The following is a 23,298-nucleotide window of genomic DNA, read 5'->3' as shown; positions in this document are numbered from 1 at the left end:
TCAGGCGATGGCGGTCGCCAATGCGTCCGCCATCGTTTCCGCACGCTCCACGGTAGTGGCCACGCGCTGCAATGCAGGCTCGATTTCCGCGGCCTTCGCCCGCCACTTGTCCGGGTCGGGCTTGCTGACCGTGTGCCGGGCATACGGCAGCGGGCCACTCAGCGGACGGTCCCATTCAAGCCCCAGCCATTCGCACAAGCGCTGCATCTCGTGCTGCGGATCGGCCAGGAAGGCGTCATAGCGAATCGACGTGGCGGCACCCGCCGGCAGGGCCGCCAGGTCATCCAGCAACAGATCCGTGGCGACCTGCCATTGCCGGGCCACGATGTCGATCAGCGGTTTGCCCGCCAGTGACTGCCAACCCGGTGTCAGCAGCAACGCCCAGTAGGGCAGCGGCCAGCCCGGCAGGCCGACATAGGTCTTGAAGCGACCGGATCGCCAGGCCTCCATCATGCTGCCCAGGACCTGGCGCGGATCCCGGTAGAGGAACACCCAACGGGCCTCGGGGAACGCTTCGCGCAGGAACGGAATGCGCAACGAGTTCTTCGGCGTCTTCTCCAGCATGCGGAAACGCGTTGCCCCCGCAGGCAGGGGCTGGCCGTCACGGTCGCGCATGGCCGAATGGAAGCGCTGGCGCAATTCAGCCACGACGTCGGGCGTGGCGTCCTCGGCAAGCAATCGATTGGAGGAATAGCCGCGGTTGCGGATGTTCAGCGCGGGAATCGACTCGATCAGCTGGTGGCTTTCACCGCCGATGGTGTAGAGGCCCTTGGCACGCGACAGGGTCTCGAACAGCAGGGTGGATCCGGAACGCGGGGTGGAAACGATGAAGACCGGCCGATCGAACAAAGGGTCCAAGGAAGCACTCATCGCGGCATCGCCCCCATCGCCGCAGCACCCGAGCGGATCGGTTCGTCGCCGTATTCGGGCGGCGGGGCCTGGCCGGCCACGTTGATCGAGGCCTTGCCGACCATCGCCATCATTGCGCTGAACCAGCGGATCTCATTGCGCAGCCCCAAGGTCTGCGCCGGACCGCGCACGTCGGCGATATAGCGATCCATCGTCGCCTGGTAGTGCGAACGTCCCGCAGGGTCGGTGCCAAACCGGGCCCACAGACCTCGCCAGGCATCCAGCAAGCCCGAGGTCAGCTGCTGCACACGTCCCAACTGCGGATTCGGCAATGCCTCGCTGAACAGCAGCGCGAAATGCGACTGCATCTCCCACGGGCTCATGATGGCGGGAATGTTCATGGTTTCCAGCGCAAACGGCGATAGCAGGTCGCCAGCGGGAGCCACCATCCTGGGAGACCAGCCTTGCACTGGCGCGCTGTGCGGCCGCCCTTGGGCCACCATCCGCCAGAAATCGGCGCCACCCACGGTGTCGATCACCAGATGGATGCGCGAACGCTCCGCGTCGTTGATCACCCGGTGCTGGCGCCAGGTATCGAAGATCCAGCATTCGCCTTCGGCCATGTTGATCGCGGCACCGCCGCACTCGAAGCGGACGGTGGGCTGGGTGACGATCGGGACGTGTACCCGAACCCGCTCGATCCAGTAGTAGCCCTGGTCCACGTGGCGGGTGACCTCCGCGTGGCCTGAGAGGCGCATCAGCCGGCTCCGGCCAACCGTGGCGCCAATGGACGCGAACACCTGCCACAGGTAGGGGCAGCGCTCCAATTCGGGGGTCGGGCGCATCGGACCGCTGAAGGCCTCGTTCGCCGCGTCGCCGCCAGCGGCCACCAACGGCAGCATTGAATTACCGGGAAAACCCTGCGGGTGCGGGCGCCAGACACCTTCGCCGAGTGCGTCGACCTCCGCGGCGAGGCGCGCCGCGTCAAAGCGCAGCGGGAGTTGGATGAATGGCACCTGCAACTTCATGGTCGATCCCCGTGGTCCGGTTCCTATCCTACACACCGCCGGCCGACCGCCCCAAGGCCCCATGAAAAACCGCGGCCCCTTTCGGGGCCGCGGCGGGGTGTCGCACAGAACCTCTGAGGGATCAGAAGCGCTGCTGGTACTTCAGGTAGTAGAAGCGACCGATGTCGAAGCCGCCGTAGTACGGGAACTGGTTGTTCGGAGCCGAGAACATGATCGGACCCTGGTGGTCGGTCACGTTGTTGGCGCCGATGGCAACCGTGGCGTTCCACGGAGCCTTCCAGCTGACCTGCAGGTCGTGGAACGCGTTGCCGCCCACTTCGCGCAGCGGGTACACCTTGCCCGGGGCATTGGTGTCCGGCGAGGAGTACAGCGGATCGGTGCATTCCGCGGCGCGGGTGCAAGCTTCGCTCATGCCCGAGTAGTAGCGCGTCGTCCACTTGGCGGCAAACGCACCCATTTCCCAGTTGACGCCCAGGTTGGACCGCAGGCGGAAGTTCGGGCCACGGCTGGTGTAGTTGGTCCAGTCGGTGTCCGGCGCGTCATCAGCCTTGATGCGGTAGTAGCTGACGTAGCTGTTCTGCCAGTCGAAGCTGAACTTGCCGAACGCGGTTTCCGGCAGGCGGTACTTGACGCCGAAGTCGTAGCCTTCGGTTTCCACCGCACCCTTGTTGGTGAGGCCGTACTGCATGAACTTGATGACACCGCTCGCCGGGTCGCGGACGATGCCTTCGCAACGTGCCGAGATGCCCAGACGGTAGCAATCGCCCAGGATGTCATCAACGCTGTCGGAGCTGATCACGTTCTCGATGGTGACCTTGTACCAGTCGAGGCTGAAGTCCAGGCCCTGCACCCAACGCGGGCTCCACACGATGCCCATGGTCTGGCTCTCGGCGGTTTCCGGGGTCAGGTTCGGGTTGGAGCCCGACAGGAACTGGTAGCCGGTCTGGCACGGGAACGTGGTGCACACCGCGCCACCCTGGCCCAGCTGGACGTAGGTCGGGGACACACCGGCGCTGGTGCAAGCCGCGTTGCCGGCGACGTTGCCCGAGGAGGTGCTGCCGCACGGATCGGTGTAGGACTCGAAGCTGCCGCCCACGCCACCGTACAGGTTGTCGATGGTCGGAGCGCGGAAGCCCTCAGCGTATGTGCCGCGGACCAGCAGCTCATCCAGCGGACGCCAGGTGAAGCCGAACTTGCTGTTGGTGGTGTCGCCGAAGTTGCTGTAGTCCGAGTAGCGGCTGGCGACGTTGAAGGTCAGTTCCTTCGCGAACGGCAGGTCGGACAGGACCGGGATGTTCAGCTCCAGGTACACCTCGTCGAGCGAGTAGGCGCCCTGGGTGGTGGTCGCCGGCAGCCCGGTGCTCATGCCCGACTGGTTGAAGGCGTCCGGCACGAAACGACCGTCTTCCTCGCGGTGCTCCACGCCAACGGCGAAGCCGAGTTCACCGGCCGGCAGTTCAAACAGCGAACCGGCCAGGTTCGCGGTGTAGCTGGTGGTGGTGGTACGGCCGGTGTCGGCGTAGTACGGGAACAGGAACGCCTGCAGCGCCGGGTCGGACAGCGAGCCCGCGCCGTCCACGCCATACGGCAGGAGCGGGTTCCACGGCAAGCATTCCCCGCTACCCAGGTTGGTGCCCAGCGGGATCGGGTTGGCTGCCGTGCCGCACTGCGCTACGCCGTCGGCATTGATGAACGACGGACCCAGGGCCAGCGGGCTGGCCAGCAGGCTCATGTCGCCGTGACCGAACTTGGTCAGGTTGTTGCGATTCATCATCGCGCCCACGTCCCAGTCGAACGTGCGGCCGGCCATCTCGAAGTAGCCGTTGAAGCCACCAGCGAAGCGGTAGGTTTCCAACTCGCTGTTGGTGGTGCGCGGCACTTCCCACAGGCGGCGGCGGAACTCGATGTCGTGGCCGAACGGGTTGAAGGCACTCTCACCGGACAGCGGGGTACCAAACGCCTGCGACTGGTACGGGTAGCCCGCCACCTGCTGCAGCGTGGAGCGATGGTTGTACAGCATGTCAGCGTTGAACGTGACATTGTCGACGATGTCGTAGTTGGCGTTGACGAACACCGAACGACGCTCGATGGCGGTCTGCGCCATCATCTGCTCGTTGCTGTTCGCGCGGTCGCCGGCAGCGTGCGGACGATAGTTGGCCGGATCGGTCGGGTCACCGCTGCCGTCGTAAGTCATCCACACGGCAGAGGACTTCGTGCAGTCATAAACTGCCGGGTTGCAGAACGAACCATTCTGGCTGACCACGCTCCAACCCGAACCCGGGTACTTCGGACCGGCGTTGCCCGAGGCGCTGTACCAGCGGTCCTTGGCCCACACCGGATCTTCCTTCGAGTACTCGACCGAGGCGGTCACGCCACCACGGTCACCCACGGCGCCGATGGTGAAGTCGTAGGTCTGCTTGTCGCCGTCGCCTTCGCCGTACTGGCCGAAGTAGGCATTGGCTTCTGCGCCTTCGAAGCGCTTGCGGGTGATCACGTTGACCACGCCGGCGATGGCGTCGGAGCCGTAGATGGCCGAGGCGCCGTCCTTCAGCACTTCGATGCGGTCGATGGCCGACATCGGGATCTGGCTCAGGTCCTGCAGGCCGCCGGTGGTGGCGCCCAGGCGCTTGCCGTTGACCAGCACCAGGGTGCGCTGGGCGCCCAGGTTACGCAGGTCGACGTAGTAGCCGCCCACGTTCTCGCCCGAGGCCAGCACTTCGCCGCGCGCAATGGCCGGCGAACCCGCCGAGGTCAGGTTCTGCAGCACGTCGGCCACGGAAACGAAGCCCTGCTGCTGCAGCTGCTCGCGGCCGATGGTGATGATCGGCTGCTGGGTTTCCATGTCGGCGCCGCGGATGCGCGAACCGGTGACCTCGATACGGTCAAGGGTGGTTGCACTCTGGTCGGCCTGCTCCTGCGCGCCAGCAAACGCCGGGGCGAGCGCGATCGCGATGCCGGCGGGCAACATGCCCAGCCGCACGGCGGAACGCGGATTGCGATAATTCATGTATCTCTCTCCAAATGATCGTTACGGGCGCGTTAAGGCGCTCTGCAAAATTACGTGCCGGTGCGCAATGCCGCTTTGCCCGCAGCGCCGGGAGACTTTGCCGATCCTGTCGAGGAGGCCGCAGTGCGATACCCGCTGGCGGACATTCCATAGCGGGCGCGGAACGCGCGGGCGAAGCTGCAGCAGTTGTCAAAGCCACTCGCGGCAGCGATCTCGCCGATCATCATCGTGGTGGTTTCCAGCAGGTCCGCGGCGCGCTCCAGGCGCATGCGCGCGGCGGCGGCCTGCGGGCTTTCGCCGTAGACCGCCTGGAACGTCTTGGAGAAGTACCAGCTGGAAAAACTGGTCAGCTCGGCCAGCTCGCCGATGCGGACCACCCGGTCCGCGTTGCCTTCCATGAAGAGGCGCGCCCGCTGCAGGCGGCTGAACACCTGGCGCTTGCGGCTGCGCGAACGCCCCGGGCAGTGCGCGACGCGCGCCGTGATGTCCCGCTGCAGGGCAGCAAGGTGCAGCAGGACGGGGCGCAGCACCTGGATCGCCACGCCCTCCCCGGCTTCGGCCCGGCGGGTGGCCTGGTGCCACAGGTGCAGCAGGACGCGGGACTCGCGCAGATCGAGCTGGCCGCGGCCGGCATACAGACCAAGGTCGGCGAACTGGCCCAGGGCCTTCAATACGTCCGCACCGAGGGTCAGGCCCACGCAGAGGCCATCCCGATCCGTCTGCACCGTGGGCCGGGACTCCCGGTCCAGCGCCACCCAGTCACCGCGACGGAGGCGGAACTTGCCTTCCTTCGCCTCGACCCAGGCGCTGCCGCGGATCTGTACCCAGATCGAGAAGCTGGGGCTTGTCAGCTGCGCGCAGCCCAACCGCGACGCTCCGGCAAAGAGCGCGGGCGCCTCGCTGTCCGAACGCCCGAGCTGGACCTGCTGTCCCCGGTCCGCCCACTGCACGTGCTCCATTCCACCACCCCACCATTTGCCAAGACTGGTCGATGGATTTGCCTGATCCCGGAAGCGGATGCAGGAAATCAGGCGTAGGAATGTGCGAAATTTGGCCGAAGGCCTTCACGAAGAACTTACGAAACTATAAACATCTTCAAAATCAATCAATTGCCTTCTACGCGCTGATTGGGCACTGGTGAACTATCCAATCGCTGCAGCGCGATGTCCGTGCCGTCGTATGCCGCCAAAGCGACGTAGACCACGTTCCTGCGCGGGTCGGCGCTGAAGCCGGCCACCGATGACGGGAGGCTTGAGTGCAGGCAATACTCCGACAAGGCCGTGGCGCTTTCCCCCAGCCGCCGCAGGCGGCTCCGGCAGTCAACCGCCTGATCGAGGTATTCGATGGCGCCGTCCGCGGCGACACTCCAGTTGCGGTACAGCCAGCGACGCGGCACCCCCTCCACCACCTTGCGGACGGAGCCCGGCGCCAGCGCCAGGTCCGCCGACCACAAGCCGTCACCGGAGAACCGGGTAAACAGCACCCGTCCCCGCGCGGAATCGACCTTGGCCTGCGCCACGTCGGGCAAGTAGGCAAGCTGACGCCAAGGCGTGCGGGTCCGGTCGAACAGATACAACCCGATCCGGCCGTCTTCGCCGCTGGCACCCACCAGAAGTCGCCCTGGATCGGGCAGATAGAGCCCCTGGTTAGGGTCCGGCAACGCCACAGGCAGCAGGCTTACCTGCCCACTGGCGGCCGCTACTTCAAACAGCCCGCGCCTCCCGGCATGGTCAGTCCCCACCGCAAGCAGGTGCTGGCTGTCCGGTGACCATTCGGGCATCCGCTGTGCTTCGGGATGGAACCCATCGATCAACCGCAGGCTGTCGGGGTGCTCGACATCGCCCCACCACAGGTGGAAATGACCCGAGCGGTCGGAGGCGAAAACCAGCTGATGCCCGTCAGGCGCGATCGCGGGATGGGTGTCGCGGCCCGTGGAGGCAAAAAGGGCCTTGCCGGCCAAACCCTCCGGGCCTTCGGCCTTGGTGGGGTCGACGCGATAGATCTCGAAACCCGGGCGCCTGCGGACAAAGGCCATGACCGGGGTGCTGGCGGCCACGTCCGGTGATTGGGCGTCCTCAAGGCCGAGGTCTCGAAGCTGCCCAGACGCGATGTCCAGCCGATAGGTGCGCGTCTCGGCGTTGATGCGCCGCCCAAAGACCAGTCCGCTGCCATCGGGCAGCCAATCCCAGCCGCGCATTTCCCCACTCTGGAACGTCAGGCGCTCGGCGCGCCCCCCACCGGCGGGCACCCGCCAGACGTCTCCGAACTGTGGGTTGCGCACGAAGGCAATCCATTCGCCATCGGGGGAATAGCGCGGTTCGGTGTCGAGGTCGCGGCCGTCGAATCCGTACTCGAGCGCGCGCCAATGCCCTGTCGCGAGGTCAAGGATGCGGATTCCGGTGGTGCGGCCTTTTTCCGTCATGCTGCCGAACACCAGCCCCCGGCCGTCCGGCGTCCAGTCGAACCCCAGGTCGTCCAGTCCGTTGCAGGCCCCGACGCGGCGCTCGCTGCCGCCGTTCGCGGCGGCAATCAGGATCTGGCAATTATTGCCGCCGTCGCGCCGCGAGAACGCAATGGAACGGCCATCGGGCGACCAGGCCGGCAACCGGTCCGAAACACCGGAGGGCGGCAGGCTCAGGGGCTTGGGCACGGCCTGTGCGGTGGTCTGCACCATCACCACCGTGCCGAGCCGGTTGGGCAGGGTCGCGGTGTAGGCCACCATCGCGCCATCCGGCGACAGCGAGGGGGACAACTCGTATCCCGGCGATGAGGTGATCAACAGCAACGACCGTTCCGGCGTCGCAGGAAGCGCACCGTAGCTCGCAGCCGCTTCATGGCGGTCAACGGGATCACTGCGCAGCCACCAGATGCCCGTCAGCCCCCCAATCAGCAGCAGGATGATCGCGGCCAGCCAGGGCAGCGGTGAGCGCCACGGTACATGCCAGCGCAAGCGTGGTGACCGGGCAGGAGGGGTTTGCGCGGTTGCGGTGGCGATGGCCACCGGGCGGTCCATCGAGATCACGTCGGACGATGGAGTCGATTCGTGCCCGTCGTCCTCGTCCAGCTTCAATCCCGCCGATGCCTCACCACCAGACGCTTCAGCAATTGGCGTCGCGCCGGACCAAGCCCCGTCGACCTTCGCCAACAACCGATAACCGGACTTGGCAATGGTCTCGATGTAACGCGTGCTGCCGCGCTTTTCGCCAAACCCCTTGCGTAACTGCGTGATGGCCTGGGTCAGCACGTCGTCGGTGGGCAGGGTGTCCGGCCATACCCGGGCGATAAGCGCCTCGCGAGGCACCACGCGGCCGGCGTTCTCGACCAGCACCAGCAGCACGGCCATCGCCTTGGGCGTGACGCGCACGGATCGTCGCGCACCTGGTGCGTTGATCTCGCGCAGCGGCACGTCTACGGTGCATTCGCCGATGCGAATACCGTCAGAGAGGCTCAAGGGGTGGCCGGGAGGTTGGGACATATAAACGTTCCAATTCTCCGGATGAAGCTGAACTGCGTCATGTGCCAAACGACGCTGCGCGTTGCCTCGCGTTCAGGTTACGGCTCAACGTCGCGCCGTGACCACCGGGCATCAGCACCGCCACCACCGTCAGCGGTGCAGCGGGCACGGCGATCAGCCATGCCATCCATTTCGTCGCCGGGCTGCGCATCACCACCCATACCGCCGGCGCGGCAATCACCCCGCCAAACGCATCACCGGCCGCGCACGGGGCACGGCCGGCGGACAAGACTCAGGCCTTGTGGTACACCTCGGCACCCTGCGCGCGGAACTCCTCGGACATCGCTTCCATGCCCGCCTCCAGCGCCTTGGCGTCGTCCAGCCCATGTTCCGCGGCGAAGTCGCGCACGTCCTGGGTGATCTTCATGCTGCAGAAGTGCGGGCCACACATCGAGCAGAAGTGCGCGGACTTGTGCGCGTCCTTGGGCAGGGTCTCGTCGTGGTACTCGCGGGCGCGCTCGGGGTCGAGGCCGAGGTTGAACTGGTCCTCCCAGCGGAACTCGAAGCGCGCCTTGCTCATCGCGTTGTCGCGCGCCTGCGCGCCGGGATGGCCCTTGGCCAGATCGGCCGCGTGGGCGGCGATCTTGTACGCCATCAGGCCTTCGCGGACGTCGTGCTTGTTGGGCAGGCCGAGGTGCTCCTTGGGCGTGACGTAGCAGAGCATCGCGGTGCCGAACCAGCCGATCATCGCCGCGCCAATCGCGCTGGTGATGTGGTCGTAGCCCGGCGCGATGTCGGTGGTCAGCGGGCCGAGCGTGTAGAACGGCGCCTCGCCGCACTCGCGCAGCTGCTTGTCCATGTTCTCCTTGATCAGCTGCATCGGCACGTGGCCGGGGCCTTCGATCATGGTCTGGACGTCGTGCTTCCACGCGATCTGGGTCAGCTCGCCCAGCGTCTCCAGCTCGCCGAACTGCGCGGCGTCGTTGGCGTCGGCGATGCTGCCCGGGCGCAGGCCGTCGCCCAGCGAGAAGGCCACGTCGTAGGCCTTCATGATCTCGCAGATCTCTTCGAAATGCGTGTAGAGGAAGTTTTCCTTGTGGTGCGCCAGGCACCACTTGGCCATGATCGAACCGCCGCGGCTGACGATGCCGGTGACGCGCCTGGCGGTCAGCGGCACGTAACGCAGCAACACGCCGGCATGGATGGTGAAGTAGTCCACGCCCTGCTCGGCCTGCTCGATCAGGGTGTCGCGGAAGATCTCCCAGTTGAGCTCTTCGGCGCGGCCATCGACCTTCTCCAGTGCCTGGTAGATCGGCACCGTGCCGATCGGCACCGGCGAGTTGCGGATGATCCACTCGCGGGTTTCATGGATGTGCTTGCCGGTGGACAGGTCCATCACGGTGTCCGCGCCCCAGCGGATCGACCACACCAGTTTCTCCACTTCCTCGGCGATGCCCGAGGACACGGCGCTGTTGCCGATGTTGGCATTGACCTTGGTCAGGAAGTTGCGGCCGATGATCATCGGCTCGCTTTCCGGGTGGTTGATGTTGTTGGGGATGATGGCGCGGCCGCGCGCCACTTCATCGCGCACGAACTCGGGGGTGATCAGCTTCTGGATGGCGGCGCCGAAGGGCTCGCCGGCGTGCTGGCGGAGCAGGTGCGCCTCGCGGATGGCCTCGATGCGCTGGTTCTCGCGGATGGCGATGTACTCCATCTCCGGCGTGATGATCCCGCGGCGCGCGTAGTGCATCTGGGTGACGTTGGCGCCGGCCACGGCGCGGCGCGGCGCTGGACGGTGGCGGAAGCGCACGGCATCCAGCTTGGGGTCGGCCTCGCGGCGGCGGCCGAATTCGGAGCTCAGGCCATCGAGCTGCACGGTGTCACCGCGCTCTGCGATCCATGCGGCGCGCAGCGGGGCCAGGCCACGGGCCAGGTCGATGTCGGCGTTGGCGTCGGTGTAGGGGCCGGAGCAGTCGTACACCGCCAGCGGCGCGTTGTCCTCGCCGCCGAACAGGGTCGGCGTCTTCGCCAGCGCAATCTCGCGCATCGGCACGCGGATGTCGGGGCGCGAGCCTTCGACGTGGATCTTGCGCGAGCCCGGGATCGGGCGGGTGACGTCGGCCGAAAGCTGTTCGGCCTGCTGCTGCAGCTGGGAGGGCACCGCGTTCATCGTATGGTTCCGCTTCTGGTGGAGGCCGCACTGGATGCGGCGTTGGCGACGGGGTCGCGTCAAAGCGGCGGCGCGGGACGGCGGGCGTCCGGCGAAGCTTCCCTACGGCGGTCTCAACCGCATCAGGTTCGAAGGGTGTGTCTCAACCGGCGCGCCCCAGGCGGCCGGTACCCCCGCTTCGGGGTGCATTTGACCATGGGTGGGCGGCGGGGGCCAGTCCGGGGCCCAAGGCGGTCGGCAGGGGGCCCTCCGGAACGCCGGCAGGAACTGCTCATGCCCGCCCGGGGCCGCAACCCGCCGCTCGGCGGGATCTGGCCCTCGGAGAGCGCTGGCGCCGTTGCTCAAGTAACTGTTGACACTGCCAGAAGCGGCATGGTCCCCTGCCCTCATGACGCATCGCAGCAACATCGCCACGCTACTCCTCCGCGGCCTCCAGGGCCCCGCGGACCTGGGCGTGTCGGCGTCGACGACCACCATTACCACCACCGGTACCACCATTCCCATGGTGCGGACGGGCGTGTCCAGCTGAATCAGAACCACGCCGCTCCGCACCGAACCAGGTGCGGAGTACGCACCTGACCGGGGCGGGGCTCAACAGGAGCCTTCGCATGTCCCTCAACGAATCGTCCCCCCACGCCGAGGATGCCGCCGCGGCCGTCCAGGCGGCAGCCGTGTGCCACGCGCACAAGTTTGGCGGCAGCAGCCTGGCCAGCGCCGCGCATTACCGCCATGTCGCCCGCCTGCTGGCTGAGGACGGCGTCCCCGCGCAAATAGCGGTCGTATCGGCGATGCGCGGCACCACGGACAGCCTGATCGGGCAGGCGCACGCGGCTGCGGGTGGCCACGACTGGCGGGATGCGTGGGCCGCGCTGGCCGATCGCCACCTCGCCGCAGCGCGTGAACTGGATCCGGCCGACACGTCCGGCACGGCGACCTGGCTTGAGGATGCGTTCGGCGCGCTGCGCCGCCAACTCGACGCAGCGGCCGACGCCCGGCGCCTGCTACCGGAAGAGGCCGCGACCATTGCCGGTCTCGGCGAGGTCTGGTCGTCTCACTTGCTGCACACCGCGCTCGGTGGCGAGGCGCAAGGCTGGGCCTGCCTGGACGCGCGCGAGGTTCTCGTCGTGCACCCCGGTGAACTCGGGGCCGGCGTCGACTGGGCGGAGTCGCGAGAACGCCTGGCGGTCTGGCGGCAGGCACATCCGCAGCCACGCGTGGTGGTCACTGGCTACGTCGCGCGCGATGCCGAGGGCCGTGTCACCACACTCGGACGCAACGGCAGCGACTACTCCGGCGCGATCTTCGCGGCGCTGTTCGATGCCCGCGAACTGACCATCTGGACCGACGTGGATGGCGTGCTGTCCGCCGATCCGCGGATGGTGCCGGATGCGGTGTGCCTGTCCTCGATGTCGTACGCCGAAGCCTGCGAGTTGGCGTATTTCGGCGCCAAGGTGCTACACCCGCAGACCATGGCCCCGGCGATGCAGCGCGGCCTGCCGCTGCGCATCCGCAACACGCTCAACCCCGCCGCGCCGGGCACGCTGATCACCGCCGAATCGCAGGCGGCCGCATCGCCGGTCAAGGGCCTGACCCTGGTCGACGACCTGGCCGTGCTGGAACTGAGCGGCGCGGGCCTGATCGGCGTGCCGGGCACCGCGGAGCGCATGTTCTCCGCGCTGCACCGCGCAGGTGTGTCCGTGACGATGATCTCGCAGGGTTCGTCCGAGCATTCGATCTGCTGCGTGGTGCGCGCGGCGCAGGCCGGCGCGGGGCGTGCCGCGGTCGAAGCCGCTTTCGCCGACGCCAGGGCCGATGGGCTGGTGGAGGGCGTTCGCGTCACGCCCGAAATCGCGGTGCTGGCCGCGGTGGGCGACGGCATGGTGGGCACACCTGGCGTGGCGGCACGGCTGCTGGCGGGGCTGGCGCAGGCACGCGTCAACATCCGCGCGATTGCGCAGGGGGCGAGCGAGCGCAACATCTCGGTGGCCATCGCGCGGGCGGATGCGCAACGCGGGCTACGGGCGGTGCACGCCGCGTTCTGGTTGTCGCCGGCCACGCTGTCGGTGGGGCTGATCGGGCCGGGCAACGTCGGCCGCGCACTGCTGGAGCAGTTCGCCGATGCGTTGCCGCGGTTTGCCTGCGAGCAGCGCCCCGAGCGCCAGCTCGACCTGCGCCTGCGTGCGGTGGCCGACAGCAAGCGCATGCTGCTGGCCGCGCGGCAACTCGACCCCGCCACCGCCGCCGACGCGCTGGCCGATGGCGAGGCACTGGACCTCGATCGCTTCGTCGCGCATGTGCGCGCCGACCACCTGCCGCACGCGATGATCGTGGACTGCAGCGGCAGCAACGCCATCGCCGAACGCTATCCCGAATGGCTGGCCGCCGGCATCCACGTGGTCACGCCCAACAAGCAGGCTGGCAGCGGGCCGCTGGCGCGCTACCAGGCCATCCGTGCGGCCGCCCGCAGCGGTGGCCAGTTCCGCTACGAGGCGACGGTGGGCGCGGGCCTGCCGGTGATCCAGACGCTGCGTTCCCTGATCGACACCGGCGACGAGCTGACCGAGGTGGAGGGCGTGCTGTCGGGTACGCTGGCGTGGCTGTTCAACCGCTTCGACGGGTCGCAGCCCTTCTCCGAGTTGGTGCGCGAGGCGCATCGGTTGGGCTACACCGAGCCCGATCCGCGCGACGACCTGTCGGGCACCGACGTGGCGCGCAAACTGGTGATCCTCGCGCGCGAGGCCGGCCGCACGTTGTCGCTGCAGGACGTGGAGGTCGAGAGCCTGGTGCCGGAGGCGCTGCGTAGCGTGTCGCGCGACGAGTTCTTTGCCCGGCTGGGCGAGATGGACGCGCCGATGCAGGCGCGTTTCGCCCACGCACAACAGCAAGGCCTTGGCCTGCGGTACCTTGCGCAACTGGACCGCGATGGCAAGGCGCGTGTCCGTCTGGTCACGCCGGAGGCCTCGCACGCGAGCCTGCACAGCCAGCTGACCGACAACCTGATCCAGTTCCGCACCCGCCGCTATGCCGCCAACCCGTTGGTGGTGCAGGGGCCGGGCGCGGGACGCGACGTTACCGCCGCCGGCGTATTCGGCGACATCCTGTCCATAGCGCAGACGCTGGGAGCACGCGCATGAGTTCTGGCATCACCCAAGCCCGCGCGTTCGCGCCGGCAAGCGTGGGCAACATCGGGGTCGGCTTCGATCTGCTGGGCCATTCCATCGAAGGGCCGCGCGATGTCGCCACCGTGCGCCGCATCGATGCGCCGGACGTGCGCATCCGCGCGATCCGCGGCGAGGTGGAAGGCGTGGACGGCATTCCACTGGAGGCGGCGCGCAATACCGCGGGGCAGGCGCTGATCGCGTTGCGCGACGCGTTGGCCCTGCCTTTCGGCCTTGAGCTGGAACTGGACAAGGGCATCCCGCTCGGCTCCGGCCTTGGCGGCTCCGCGGCCTCTTGCGTGGCCGCGCTGGTCGCCGCCAACGCGCTGTTGGATGCGCCGTTGTCGCGCGAGGTGCTGTATGGGTACTCGCTGGACGGCGAGGCGGTCGCCAGCGGCAGTCGGCATGGCGACAACGTCGCGCCGATGCTGCTCGGCGGCGTGGTGCTGGCCACGGCGACGCGCATGGTGGCGCTGGAGGCACCGGACTGGTTGCACGCGGTGGTGGTGCATCCGGACCAGGTGCTGGAGACGCGCCGGGCGCGCGCGGTGCTGGCCGATCCCTACCCGCTGTCGCAGGTGGTCGCGCATGGTGCGTGCCTGGCACTGTTCCTCACCGGCTTGCAGCGCGGCGATGCCACGATGATCGGCGAGGGACTGAAGGACCTGCTGGTGGAGCCGCGCCGCGCGCCGTTGATTCCCGGCTTCGCACGGGTGAAGCAGGCCGCGCTGGACCACGGTGCATTGGGTTCCAGCATTTCCGGCGCTGGGCCCAGTACGTTCGCGTGGTTCGCGTCGAAGGCGGCCGCGGAGGCTGCGGCCCCGGCGATGCGCGCCGGTTTTGCCGAGGCTGGCTTCGCCGCGCGCAGCTACGTCTCGCCGGTGCGCGGCCCGCGTGCGGAAGTACTGACATGAGCGCGGTGATGTCGCCCGAGGGCGCGCCGGCATTCGCCAGCACGCGCGGCCAGGCACCGGAGGTATCGATCGATACCGCATTGGTCGCCGGACTCGCACCCGATGGCGGCCTGTACGTGCCCGCCATGCTGCCCGCCCCACGCTGGGACATCGAGGCGCTCGCGGGTGCGCCTCTGGCGGACGTGGGCGAGCAGGTGTTGGCGCCATTCTTCGGCGGGTCGCGCCTGCGCGACGCGCTTGGTGCGATCTGCGCGCATGCATACGCGCCGCCCGCCCCGTTGCGCGCATTGCGCAGCGACGGTGATCACCTGCTGGAGCTGTTCCATGGCCCGACGGCGGCCTTCAAGGACTTCGCCGCACGCTTCCTCGCCGAGGCGCTGTCGCGCCTGCGCGCGCCAGATGCGCCGCCCACGACAATAGTCGTCGCCACCTCCGGCGACACCGGCGCGGCCGTGGCCTCCGCTTTCCACCGCCGGCCGGGGTTCTCGGTGGCGATCCTGTATCCGGAAGGGCGCGTGTCGCCGCGACAGGCGCATGGCCTGCAATGCTGGGGCGACAACGTGCAGGCCTTTCGCGTGGCCGGCACCTTCGACGACTGCCAACGCCTGGCCAAGCAGGCATTGGCCGACGAGGCGTTCCGCCGCGAGCTGCCGCTGGGCTCGGCCAACAGCATCAGCCTCGGTCGCTTGCTGCCGCAGGTGGCGTATTACGCGCAGTCCGCATGCCGATTCTCTGCCGCGAACGGCCGGCCGCTCAACTTCATCATCCCCAGCGGTAATCTCGGCAATGCCGCGGCCGCGCACGTGGCACGGCTGATCGGCCTGCCGGTGGGTGCCATCCACCTGGCGACCAATGCCAACGACGTGTTGGCACGCTACTTCCACGGCGAGGCCTACGCCCCGCAGCCAACGCGGGCCACGCTGGCGAACGCGATGGACGTGGGCGCACCGAGCAACTTCGAGCGCCTGCGCCATTGGCATCCGGACGATGCCGACCTGCGCTCGCGCTTCGCGGCCACGGCGATGGACGACGCGACCATCCGCGAGACGGTCCGTACGGCCCCCGCGCGGCACGGCGTGGTGCCGTGTCCGCACACTGCCACGGGCCTGCATGTGCTGGAGCAGTTGCGTGCGGCCGGCGATACGCGCCCGTGGGCAGTGGTGGCCACTGCGCACCCGGCCAAGTTCGAGGCCATCGTCGAGCCGCTGGTGGGACACCCGGTCGAGCCACCTCCGGCGCTGGCGGAAACCCTCGGCTGGCCTGCGTCAGGTCAGCCGCTGCCTAACGACTATGCCGCGTTGTGCAGCGCGCTGCGCCGCATGCGCACAGATTGAGGGCGCCCGACGAATACGCGCCACCATCCGGCCGCGACGGTTGCCGCGGAAACTGTATTTTCCGCTGCATTTCATGGGCTCCAGCGGCCACACACCTGGCCGCGGAGCGTTGTCGGATAAGACGATGGTCTCAAATGCGCCCAGTTTCCAAAGCAACTGTTGACACCATTTCGGACGGCATGGTTTTCTCGGTCCCATGACGCAGCGCAGCAACCACCCGCAGACCCTATCGATCGCGCCGACCGGCGCGACGGGCGCGGATGGCCTGATGCTCGCCGCCCTCGTACTCGTACTTATTACCCTCATTACCGTCCTAAAAGGCGCGGGGTTCGGGCACGTGTAGGCAAAGCAAGCCGACAAACAGCCCAGGAAGCAGAACCTGAACCCCGCGCCCCAAAAAGGCGCGGGGTTTTTCGTTTCTGCGGCCTGGAACCTTTCCAACAAGGAAATCCAGTTCGTGAGAAGTGACGCCATCAAAGCCGGTCCCGCCCACGCCCCCGCACGCGCCATGCTGCGCGCCACCGGGCTGGACGACGCCGCGATCGCCAAGCCGCTGGTCGCGGTGGTCAGCACCTGGACCGACGTCTCGCCGTGCAACATCACCCTGCGCGACTTGGCCCGCGACGTGCGCGAAGGCATCCAGGCCGGCGGCGGCACCGCGGTGGAGTTCAACACCATCGCCGTCACCGACGGCATCGCGATGGGCAGCGAAGGCATGCGCAATTCGCTGGCCTCGCGCGAGGTGATCGCCGACTCCATCGAGATCGCGGTCAATGGCCACTGCCTGGACGCGATGGTGCTGCTGGTCGGCTGCGACAAGACCATCCCCGCCGCGGCGATGGCGGCGGCGCGCCTGGACATCCCCACCGTCGTCCTCTACGGCGGCACGATCATGCCGGGGCAGTGCCACGCGAAGGACGGCACTGCGCAGAACCTGACCGTGCAGAACGTGTTCGAGGCCGTGGGCGCGCATGCCGCCGGGCGCATCGATGACGCCGGCCTGCGCCAGGTCGAGACCCATGCCTGCCCCGGCGCGGGCGCATGCGGCGGCCAGTTCACCGCCAACACCATGGCGATGGTGCTGACGTTCCTGGGCCTGTCGCCGCTGCAGGCCAACGACATCCCGGCGGTGCACGCCGACAAGCCCGCCGCCGCGCGTCGCTGCGGCGAGCTGGTGATGCAGCGCCTGCGCGACGGCGCTGCCACCCCGCGCCAACTGGTCACCCCTGCCTCGCTGCGCAACGCGGCGCGCGCGGTGTCGGCCACCGCCGGCTCCACCAACTGCGCCATGCACCTGCTGGCCATCGCCCACGAGGCGGGCGTCGAGTTCGGGCTGGAGGAGTTCCAGTCCGCATCCGCCACGCCGGTGATCGCCGACCTCAAGCCGGGTGGCCGCTACACCGCGGCGGAGATGTTCACGTTTGGCGGCAACGCACTGGTCGCACATGAACTGCGCGCCGCCGACATGTTGGAGGACGTGCCCACCGTCACCGGGCGCTCGTTCTTCGCCGAACTGGACGCGCTGCCCGCCTTCGGCGCGCAGGACGTGGTGCGCCCGGTCGCGCAGCCGCTCAAGCCCAGCGGTGGCTTCGCGATCCTCTACGGCGACCTGGCCCCGGAAGGCTGCATCGTCAAGCTGGCCGGCCATGGGCGTTCGCATTTCGAAGGGCCGGCGCGCGTGTTCGATTCCGAGGACGCCTGTTTCGCTGCGGTGCAGGCGCGCCAGATCCAGGCCGGTGACGTGATCGTCATCCGCTTCGAAGGCCCCGCGGGCGGCCCGGGCATGCGCGAGATGCTGGCGGTCACCGCCGCGCTGGTCGGCCAGGGCCTCGGCAATGACGTCGCGCTGATCACCGATGGACGTTTCAGCGGCGCCACCTACGGTTTCATGGTGGGCCACGTCGCGCCGGAAGCCGCGCACGGCGGCCCGATCGCGCGCCTGCGCGAAGGCGACACGGTGCGGATCGATGTGGCCACGCGTCGCATCGACGTGGACGCCGACCTGACCGCACGTGAACCCAAGCGGATCCCCCCGCGCGTCACCACCGGCGCACTGGCCAAGTACGCGCGGCTGGTCAGTTCGGCCTCGCAGGGTGCGGTTACCGCGCCCGGCCCGCTGCAGGGCCGCGCCATCGCCGCAACGCTGGTCGATGCGGCGCCCGCAACACCGATCCGTGAGGCGGTATCCGCCTGACGCACCGCCCTACTCCCTCCACCGCTCCACTTCCCCTTTTCACCAGGACACTCCGATGACCACTCCCTCCTCCCGCCCCCGCATCGCCATCGTCGGCTACGGCAGCCAGGGCCGCGCGCACGCGCTCAACCTGCGCGACTCCGGCTTCGACGTCACGATCGGCCTGCGCCCCGGCGGCCCGACCGAGATCAAGGCCAAGGCCGATGGCTTCACCGTCAAGACGCCGGCCGAAGCCGTCGCTGGCGCGGAGCTGGTCGCGGTGTTGACGCCGGACATGGTGCAGGCACAGCTCTACACCGACGTCATCGAGCCGAACATCGCGCAAGGCGCCTGCCTGCTGTTCGCGCATGGCTTCAACGTGCACTACGGCCAGATCACCCCGCGCGCCGACCTCGACGTGGTGCTCGTCGCGCCGAAGGGTCCGGGCGCGCTGGTCCGCCGCGAGTACGAGATCGGCCGCGGCGTGCCGTCGGTGTACGCGGTGTACCAGGACAAGAGCGGCAAGGCCGAGCAGTTCGCGCTGACCTACTGCGGCGGCATCGGCGGCGCACGCCAGAACGCGATCAAGACCACCTTCAAGGAGGAAACCGAGACCGACCTGTTCGGCGAGCAGGCCGTGCTGTGCGGTGGCGCGACCAAGCTGGTGCAGGCCGGCTGGGAGACGCTGGTCGAGGCCGGCTACCAGCCCGAAGTCGCCTACTACGAGTGCCTGCACGAGCTGAAGTTGATCGTCGACCTGTTCTACGAAGGCGGCATCACCCGCATGCACGAGTTCATCAGCGAGACCGCGCAGTACGGCGCACTCACCCGCGGCCCGTACATCGTCGACGAACACACCAAGGCGCAGATGAAGAAGGTGCTCACCGAGATCCAGGACGGCACCTTCGCGCGGCAGTGGATCGCCGAATACAAGGCCGGCAACGCGAACTACAAGGCGATGAAGCAGGCCGACCTCGACCATCCGATCGAGGCCACCGGCAAGAAGCTGCGCGCGGCGATGGCGTGGCTGTCGACTGCCCCGCAACCGAGCGCACAGCCGGCGTCATCCACCGCGGCCAACGCCGCCGCAAAAACCGAGCAGGCCGCTGCATGAACGGGTCGCAGTGGCTGGTGCGCGCACTGGCCGCGGAGGGCGTTGACACGCTGTTCGGGTACCCCGGCGGCGCGATCATGCCGTTCTATGACGCGCTGTACGGCTCCGGCCTGAAGCACGTCCTGGTGCGCCACGAGCAGGGCGCCGCCTTCGCCGCCAACGGTTACGCCCGCGCCAGCGGACGGGTCGGGGTGTGCGTGGCGACGTCCGGCCCGGGCGCCACCAACCTGATCACCGGCATCGCCGACGCGATGCTGGATTCGGTGCCGATGGTGGTGATCACGGGCCAGGTGCCGACCGCGCTGATGGGCACCGATGCGTTCCAGGAAGTGGACGTGTTCGGCATGACCCTGCCGATCGTCAAGCACAGCTTCCTGCCGCGCAGCGTCGATGAGCTGCCGGAGATGGTCCGCGAGGCGTTCCGCCTGGCGCGTTCCGGCCGCCCCGGCCCGGTGCTGATCGACCTGCCGAAGAACGTGCAGGTGGCGGATGCCGCGCATCTGGCTGCGCACGTGCCGGCCGCGGTGGACCCGGTGCCGCATGCCGACAGCGCGACGTTGGTCGCTGCGCTGGATCTGCTGTCGAAGGCGCGCAAGCCGGTGGTCTACGGTGGCGGCGGCATCGCGCTGGGCGATGCGGTGGCCGAGTTCCGCACCTTTGTCGAGGCCGCGCAGGTGCCGACCGTGCTGACCCTGCGCGGTATCGGTGCGCTGCCGGCCAACCATGCGCTCAACCTGGGCATGCTGGGCATGCACGGCACACGCGAGGCCAATCTGGCCGTGCAGGAGGCCGACTTGCTGGTGGTGGTCGGCGCGCGCTTCGACGACCGCGCCACCGGCAAGTTGAGCGAGTTCGCGCCCAACGCCAGGGTCATCCATCTGGATGTGGATGCGGCGGAGATCGGCAAGCTACGCCACGCCCACGTCGGCGTGCGCGGCGACCTGCGCACCAGCCTGAACCAGCTGGCCACCGCGATGCCCGAGTGCTCGGCATGGCGCGCGCAGTGCCTGGAGCGCAAGCACCAGTACGCCGTGCGTTATGACGCACCCGGTGATGACGTGTACGCACCGGCGCTGCTGAAGCGTTTGTCGGAGCTGGCGCCGTCGGCCGTGGTCGCCTGTGACGTTGGCCAGCACCAGATGTGGGTGGCCCAGCACTGGCGCTTCAACGACCCGCGCAAACACCTGACCAGCGGCGCACTGGGTGCGATGGGCTTTGGCCTTCCGGCCGCGTTCGGCGCGCAAATGGCGTGCCGCGACGCGCAGGTGGTGTGCGTCAGCGGCGACGGCTCGTTCCTGATGAACGTGCAGGAGCTGGCCACGCTGGGCCGTTATCAGCTGCCGGTGAAGATCGTGCTGCTCGACAACCAGCGCCTGGGCATGGTCCGCCAGTGGCAGGAGATCTTCTTCGAAGAGCGCTACTCGGAGACCGACCTGTCGGACAACCCCGACTTCGTCGCGCTGGCCGAGGCCTTCGGCATCAAGAGCTTCCACCTGGACCAGGCCGCGTCGATGGAAGACGCGCTGCGCCAGTTGCTCGCCACCCCCGGACCGGCCCTGCTGCACGTCGCCATCGACGCCGCGGCCAACGTGTGGCCACTGGTCCCGCCCAACCGCAACAACGCCCAGATGATGTTCGACCCCCGTCCCCATGCCAGCGAGGTGCGCCATGCAACGCTACCAACTTGACCTGACCCTGCGTCGCGCCGAAGGCGCCCTGACCCGCGTGCTGGGCACCGCCGAGCGCCGCGGCTTCCGCCCCGTCAGCGTGGACGGCGAAACCCAATCCGACGGCGACCGCTGGCACCTGCGCCTGGCGGTGGAGGGCGACCGCTCGGCCGACTCGCTGCAGTCGCAGCTGGAAAAGCTGTATGACTGCCTGGCCGTCGAGGTCTCGCCATGTCGCTGAACGAGACCGCTGCAACCGCTGCGCTGGAGCAGGCCGCCCACGACACCGCGCCACGCGCGCTACAGGCATGGTTGGATGGTGCTTTCGTCGACGCCGATTCACCGCAGTCACCGGTGACCACGCATGCCATGCATTACGGCAGCTCGGTATTCGAGGGCATCCGCAGCTATGCACTGGACGACGGCGGCGCGGCCGTGTTCCGCCTGCCCGAGCACCTGGAGCGCATGCGCAAGGGTGCCGAGTTGCTGGGCATCCGCTTCGACGTCGAACAGGCCAGCGAGGCCACGCTGGCGACGCTGCGCCGCAATGGCCATCGCGACGCCTACATCCGTCCGCTGGCGTGGTGCGGCACCGGCTCGATCGGTCTGGATGTGGGCCCGCAGTCGCAGCACCTGATGGTCGCCACCTTCCCCACGCTGGTGCACATCGGCGGCGAAGGCGCGCGCCTGGCCGTGTCGAGTTGGCGGCGCAACCCGGCGACCTCGCTGCCACCACTGAAGCTGGGCGGCGCCTACATCAACTCCATCCTGGCCAAGCACGAGGCCAAGCGCCGGGGCTTCGACGAAGCGCTGTTCACCGACACCGACGGCTACGTGGTCGAGTGCACCGGCGCCAACGTGTTCATGGTGCGAGATGGACGGATCACCGCCGTCGAGCACCGCGATGCGCTGCCGGGCGTCACCCGCGACACGCTGCTGAAGCTGACCGGCGCCGAATCGCGCGCGGTGACGCTGGACGAGCTGAAGCAGGCCGACGAGGTGTTCATCGTCGGTACCGCGGCCGAGGTGGCGCGCATTGCCGGCATCGAGGAGCGGCGTTTCGAAGCCGACCGGGTCGGTCGCGACGTCGCCGCGCTGTACCAGCGCGTGGTCCATGGCGAGGAAGCCAGGCGCGCGGAGTGGTTGACCCATGTCTGACGACACAGCCACTGTCGGCGATGTACGCGCGGATCATGCCGGCGCTGCTGGCGGCAGCACCGTCACGCGTGAGTTGGGTGATGCCACGAACGCCGCTCGCGTCGCCGCCGCCCGGGGCTCGGCCGCGGGTGTTACCGCCTCCGACGTGCTGGCCGCGCAGGCACGGCTGCGCCCGCATCTGGCCGCCACGCCGCTGCACTTCGCCGAACGCTTCGGCTGTTGGCTGAAGTTGGAGAACCTGCAGCGCACCGGCTCCTACAAGGTGCGTGGCGCGATGAACGCACTGCTGGCCGCACGCGAGCGCGGCGACCACCGCCCCATCGTTGCCGCCTCCGCCGGCAACCACGCGCAGGGCCTTGCCTGGGCCGGCTACCGCCTGCGTCATCCGGTGATCGCGGTGATGCCGCGGACCGCGCCGCAGACCAAGATCGCCGGTGTCGCCCATTGGGGCGCCACCGTCCGCCTGCACGGCGACAACTACGACGAGGCCAAGGCCTTCGCGCTGGCACTGGCGCAGCAGAACGACTACCGCCTGCTGTCCGCCTTCGATGATCCGGACGTGATTGCCGGCCAGGGCACCGTTGGCCTGGAGATGGCCGCGCTCGCACCCGACACCGTGCTGGTCCCGATCGGCGGTGGCGGACTGGCTGCCGGCGTTGCACTGGCGCTGAAATCGCAGGGCATACGCATCATCGGCGCGCAGGTTGAAGGCGTGGACTCGATGGCGCGTGCGCTGCGCGGCGACCACAGCGTGCGCGAATCGGCGGCAACGCTGGCGGACGGCGTCAAGGTCAAGGAACCCGGCCAGCTGACCCAGCGCGTGCTGCACGACCTGCTCGACGACATCGTGGTGGTGCGCGAAGCCGAACTGCGCGAGACGCTGGTGCGGCTGGCGCTGGAAGAACACGTCATCGCCGAAGGCGCAGGTGCGCTGGCGTTGGCCGCAGGCCGTCGGGTGGCCAGCAGGCGCAAGTGCGCCGTGGTATCCGGCGGCAATATCGACGCCGCCGTGCTGGCGCAGTTGCTGTCCGAGGTGCGTCCGCGCGCGCCGCGCAAGCCGCGCCAGCGCGTGCGCAGCGCCGACATCCTGGAGCCCGCCATCGCGGCGCTCTCCGCCCGTCGCGCCCAATCCGTTCCCGATCCCACCGCCTGCCTCCGTGCCGCTTCGCCATCCCCTTTCACAGCACAGGCCTGCGCCTGAGGAAACCACCATGCACGCGCTTCGACTCCAACTCCGTCCGCTTCCGCTGTCCGCACCCCACGACCGCCGTT

The 23,298-nt window shown here is 68.5% G+C and carries 16 protein-coding genes; 9 read left to right on the top strand and 7 right to left on the bottom strand.

All coding sequences use genetic code 11. From position 1 onward, the window contains the following. From N800_RS07615 to thiC, 7 genes are all read right to left on the bottom strand, one after another. Nucleotides 1-870 (bottom strand): sulfotransferase family protein, encoded by an 870-nt coding sequence (locus tag N800_RS07615; protein WP_052108024.1) that lies wholly within the window; start codon nt 868-870, stop codon nt 1-3. Then, entirely contained in the window at nt 867-1,877 is a 1,011-nt protein-coding gene (locus N800_RS15300; protein ID WP_052108018.1) for an aspartyl/asparaginyl beta-hydroxylase domain-containing protein, read from the bottom strand. The genes N800_RS07615 and N800_RS15300 overlap by 4 nt, the downstream gene beginning before the upstream one ends. Before the next feature lie 121 nt (nt 1,878-1,998). Beyond that, on the bottom strand, nt 1,999-4,884 hold the full coding sequence (locus tag N800_RS07605) for a TonB-dependent receptor plug domain-containing protein (protein ID WP_036136644.1): 2,886 nt from the start codon (nt 4,882-4,884) through the stop codon (nt 1,999-2,001). Between the two features lie 50 nt (nt 4,885-4,934). Beyond that, a complete protein-coding gene (locus N800_RS07600) occupies nt 4,935-5,843 on the bottom strand; it encodes a helix-turn-helix domain-containing protein (RefSeq protein ID WP_036136642.1) in 909 nt (302 codons plus the stop codon). A gap of 146 nt (nt 5,844-5,989) precedes the next feature. Beyond that, the gene (locus tag N800_RS07595; protein WP_084087338.1) at nt 5,990-8,359 is read right to left on the bottom strand and encodes a winged helix-turn-helix domain-containing protein; all 2,370 of its coding nucleotides are present in this window, start codon (nt 8,357-8,359) and stop codon (nt 5,990-5,992) included. Between the two features lie 37 nt (nt 8,360-8,396). Then, nucleotides 8,397-8,627 carry a hypothetical protein gene (locus tag N800_RS07590; protein ID WP_036136640.1) on the bottom strand — a complete coding sequence of 77 codons (231 nt, stop codon included), beginning with the start codon at nt 8,625-8,627 and terminating at the stop codon, nt 8,397-8,399. 3 nt (nt 8,628-8,630) lie between these two features. Next, nucleotides 8,631-10,508, bottom strand: coding sequence for a phosphomethylpyrimidine synthase ThiC (gene thiC, locus N800_RS07585; RefSeq protein ID WP_036136638.1), 1,878 nt, complete (start codon nt 10,506-10,508; stop codon nt 8,631-8,633). 608 nt (nt 10,509-11,116) lie between these two features. On the opposite strand from thiC, the gene thrA reads away from it, so the two are divergent. The 9 genes from thrA (at nt 11,117) to N800_RS07540 (ending at nt 23,227) form a co-directional block, all read left to right on the top strand. Continuing rightward, nucleotides 11,117-13,642 (top strand): bifunctional aspartate kinase/homoserine dehydrogenase I, encoded by a 2,526-nt coding sequence (gene thrA / locus N800_RS07580; protein ID WP_036136636.1) that lies wholly within the window; start codon nt 11,117-11,119, stop codon nt 13,640-13,642. Then, on the top strand, nt 13,639-14,580 hold the full coding sequence (locus N800_RS07575; RefSeq protein WP_052108016.1) for a homoserine kinase: 942 nt from the start codon (nt 13,639-13,641) through the stop codon (nt 14,578-14,580). The genes thrA and N800_RS07575 overlap by 4 nt, the downstream gene beginning before the upstream one ends. Further along, on the top strand, nt 14,577-15,914 hold the full coding sequence (thrC, locus tag N800_RS07570; protein WP_232227568.1) for a threonine synthase: 1,338 nt from the start codon (nt 14,577-14,579) through the stop codon (nt 15,912-15,914). The genes N800_RS07575 and thrC overlap by 4 nt, the downstream gene beginning before the upstream one ends. 457 nt (nt 15,915-16,371) lie before the next feature. Continuing rightward, a complete protein-coding gene (gene ilvD / locus N800_RS07565) occupies nt 16,372-18,108 on the top strand; it encodes a dihydroxy-acid dehydratase (protein WP_036136631.1) in 1,737 nt (578 codons plus the stop codon). Nucleotides 18,109-18,163: 55 nt separating this feature from the next. Then, the gene (ilvC, locus tag N800_RS07560; protein WP_052108015.1) at nt 18,164-19,201 is read left to right on the top strand and encodes a ketol-acid reductoisomerase; all 1,038 of its coding nucleotides are present in this window, start codon (nt 18,164-18,166) and stop codon (nt 19,199-19,201) included. Beyond that, nucleotides 19,198-20,889 carry an acetolactate synthase 2 catalytic subunit gene (ilvG, locus tag N800_RS07555; RefSeq protein WP_052108014.1) on the top strand — a complete coding sequence of 564 codons (1,692 nt, stop codon included), beginning with the start codon at nt 19,198-19,200 and terminating at the stop codon, nt 20,887-20,889. The genes ilvC and ilvG overlap by 4 nt, the downstream gene beginning before the upstream one ends. After that, the gene (locus tag N800_RS07550) at nt 20,870-21,109 is read left to right on the top strand and encodes an ACT domain-containing protein (protein WP_036136630.1); all 240 of its coding nucleotides are present in this window, start codon (nt 20,870-20,872) and stop codon (nt 21,107-21,109) included. Before ilvG ends, N800_RS07550 begins: the two co-directional genes overlap by 20 nt. Beyond that, nucleotides 21,100-22,026, top strand: coding sequence for an aminotransferase class IV (locus N800_RS07545; RefSeq protein ID WP_052108013.1), 927 nt, complete (start codon nt 21,100-21,102; stop codon nt 22,024-22,026). The genes N800_RS07550 and N800_RS07545 overlap by 10 nt, the downstream gene beginning before the upstream one ends. Continuing rightward, nucleotides 22,019-23,227 carry a threonine dehydratase gene (locus tag N800_RS07540; protein WP_084087336.1) on the top strand — a complete coding sequence of 403 codons (1,209 nt, stop codon included), beginning with the start codon at nt 22,019-22,021 and terminating at the stop codon, nt 23,225-23,227. Before N800_RS07545 ends, N800_RS07540 begins: the two co-directional genes overlap by 8 nt. The last annotated feature ends 71 nt before the right edge of the window (nt 23,228-23,298 follow it).

Source organism: Lysobacter daejeonensis GH1-9, from assembly GCF_000768355.1.
Classification (GTDB): Bacteria; Pseudomonadota; Gammaproteobacteria; order Xanthomonadales; family Xanthomonadaceae; genus Aerolutibacter; species Aerolutibacter daejeonensis.
Note: the sequence above shows the minus strand (reverse complement) of the source record. Positions and strands in the feature narration are given on the sequence as shown.

What these genes read in the sequence shown, in the direction of transcription:
- N800_RS07550 (WP_036136630.1), top strand. Translation starts at nt 20,870, where the DNA reads ATGCAACGCTACCAACTTGACCTGACCCTGCGTCGCGCCGAAGGCGCC.
- ilvG (WP_052108014.1), top strand. Translation starts at nt 19,198, where the DNA reads ATGAACGGGTCGCAGTGGCTGGTGCGCGCACTGGCCGCGGAGGGCGTT.
- ilvC (WP_052108015.1), top strand. Translation starts at nt 18,164, where the DNA reads ATGACCACTCCCTCCTCCCGCCCCCGCATCGCCATCGTCGGCTACGGC.
- N800_RS15300 (WP_052108018.1), bottom strand. Translation starts at nt 1,877, where the DNA reads ATGAAGTTGCAGGTGCCATTCATCCAACTCCCGCTGCGCTTTGACGCG.
- N800_RS07600 (WP_036136642.1), bottom strand. Translation starts at nt 5,843, where the DNA reads ATGGAGCACGTGCAGTGGGCGGACCGGGGACAGCAGGTCCAGCTCGGG.
- N800_RS07545 (WP_052108013.1), top strand. Translation starts at nt 21,100, where the DNA reads ATGTCGCTGAACGAGACCGCTGCAACCGCTGCGCTGGAGCAGGCCGCC.
- N800_RS07595 (WP_084087338.1), bottom strand. Translation starts at nt 8,359, where the DNA reads ATGTCCCAACCTCCCGGCCACCCCTTGAGCCTCTCTGACGGTATTCGC.
- thiC (WP_036136638.1), bottom strand. Translation starts at nt 10,508, where the DNA reads ATGAACGCGGTGCCCTCCCAGCTGCAGCAGCAGGCCGAACAGCTTTCG.
- N800_RS07615 (WP_052108024.1), bottom strand. Translation starts at nt 870, where the DNA reads ATGAGTGCTTCCTTGGACCCTTTGTTCGATCGGCCGGTCTTCATCGTT.
- N800_RS07540 (WP_084087336.1), top strand. Translation starts at nt 22,019, where the DNA reads ATGTCTGACGACACAGCCACTGTCGGCGATGTACGCGCGGATCATGCC.
- thrC (WP_232227568.1), top strand. Translation starts at nt 14,577, where the DNA reads ATGAGCGCGGTGATGTCGCCCGAGGGCGCGCCGGCATTCGCCAGCACG.
- N800_RS07605 (WP_036136644.1), bottom strand. Translation starts at nt 4,884, where the DNA reads ATGAATTATCGCAATCCGCGTTCCGCCGTGCGGCTGGGCATGTTGCCC.
- thrA (WP_036136636.1), top strand. Translation starts at nt 11,117, where the DNA reads ATGTCCCTCAACGAATCGTCCCCCCACGCCGAGGATGCCGCCGCGGCC.
- N800_RS07575 (WP_052108016.1), top strand. Translation starts at nt 13,639, where the DNA reads ATGAGTTCTGGCATCACCCAAGCCCGCGCGTTCGCGCCGGCAAGCGTG.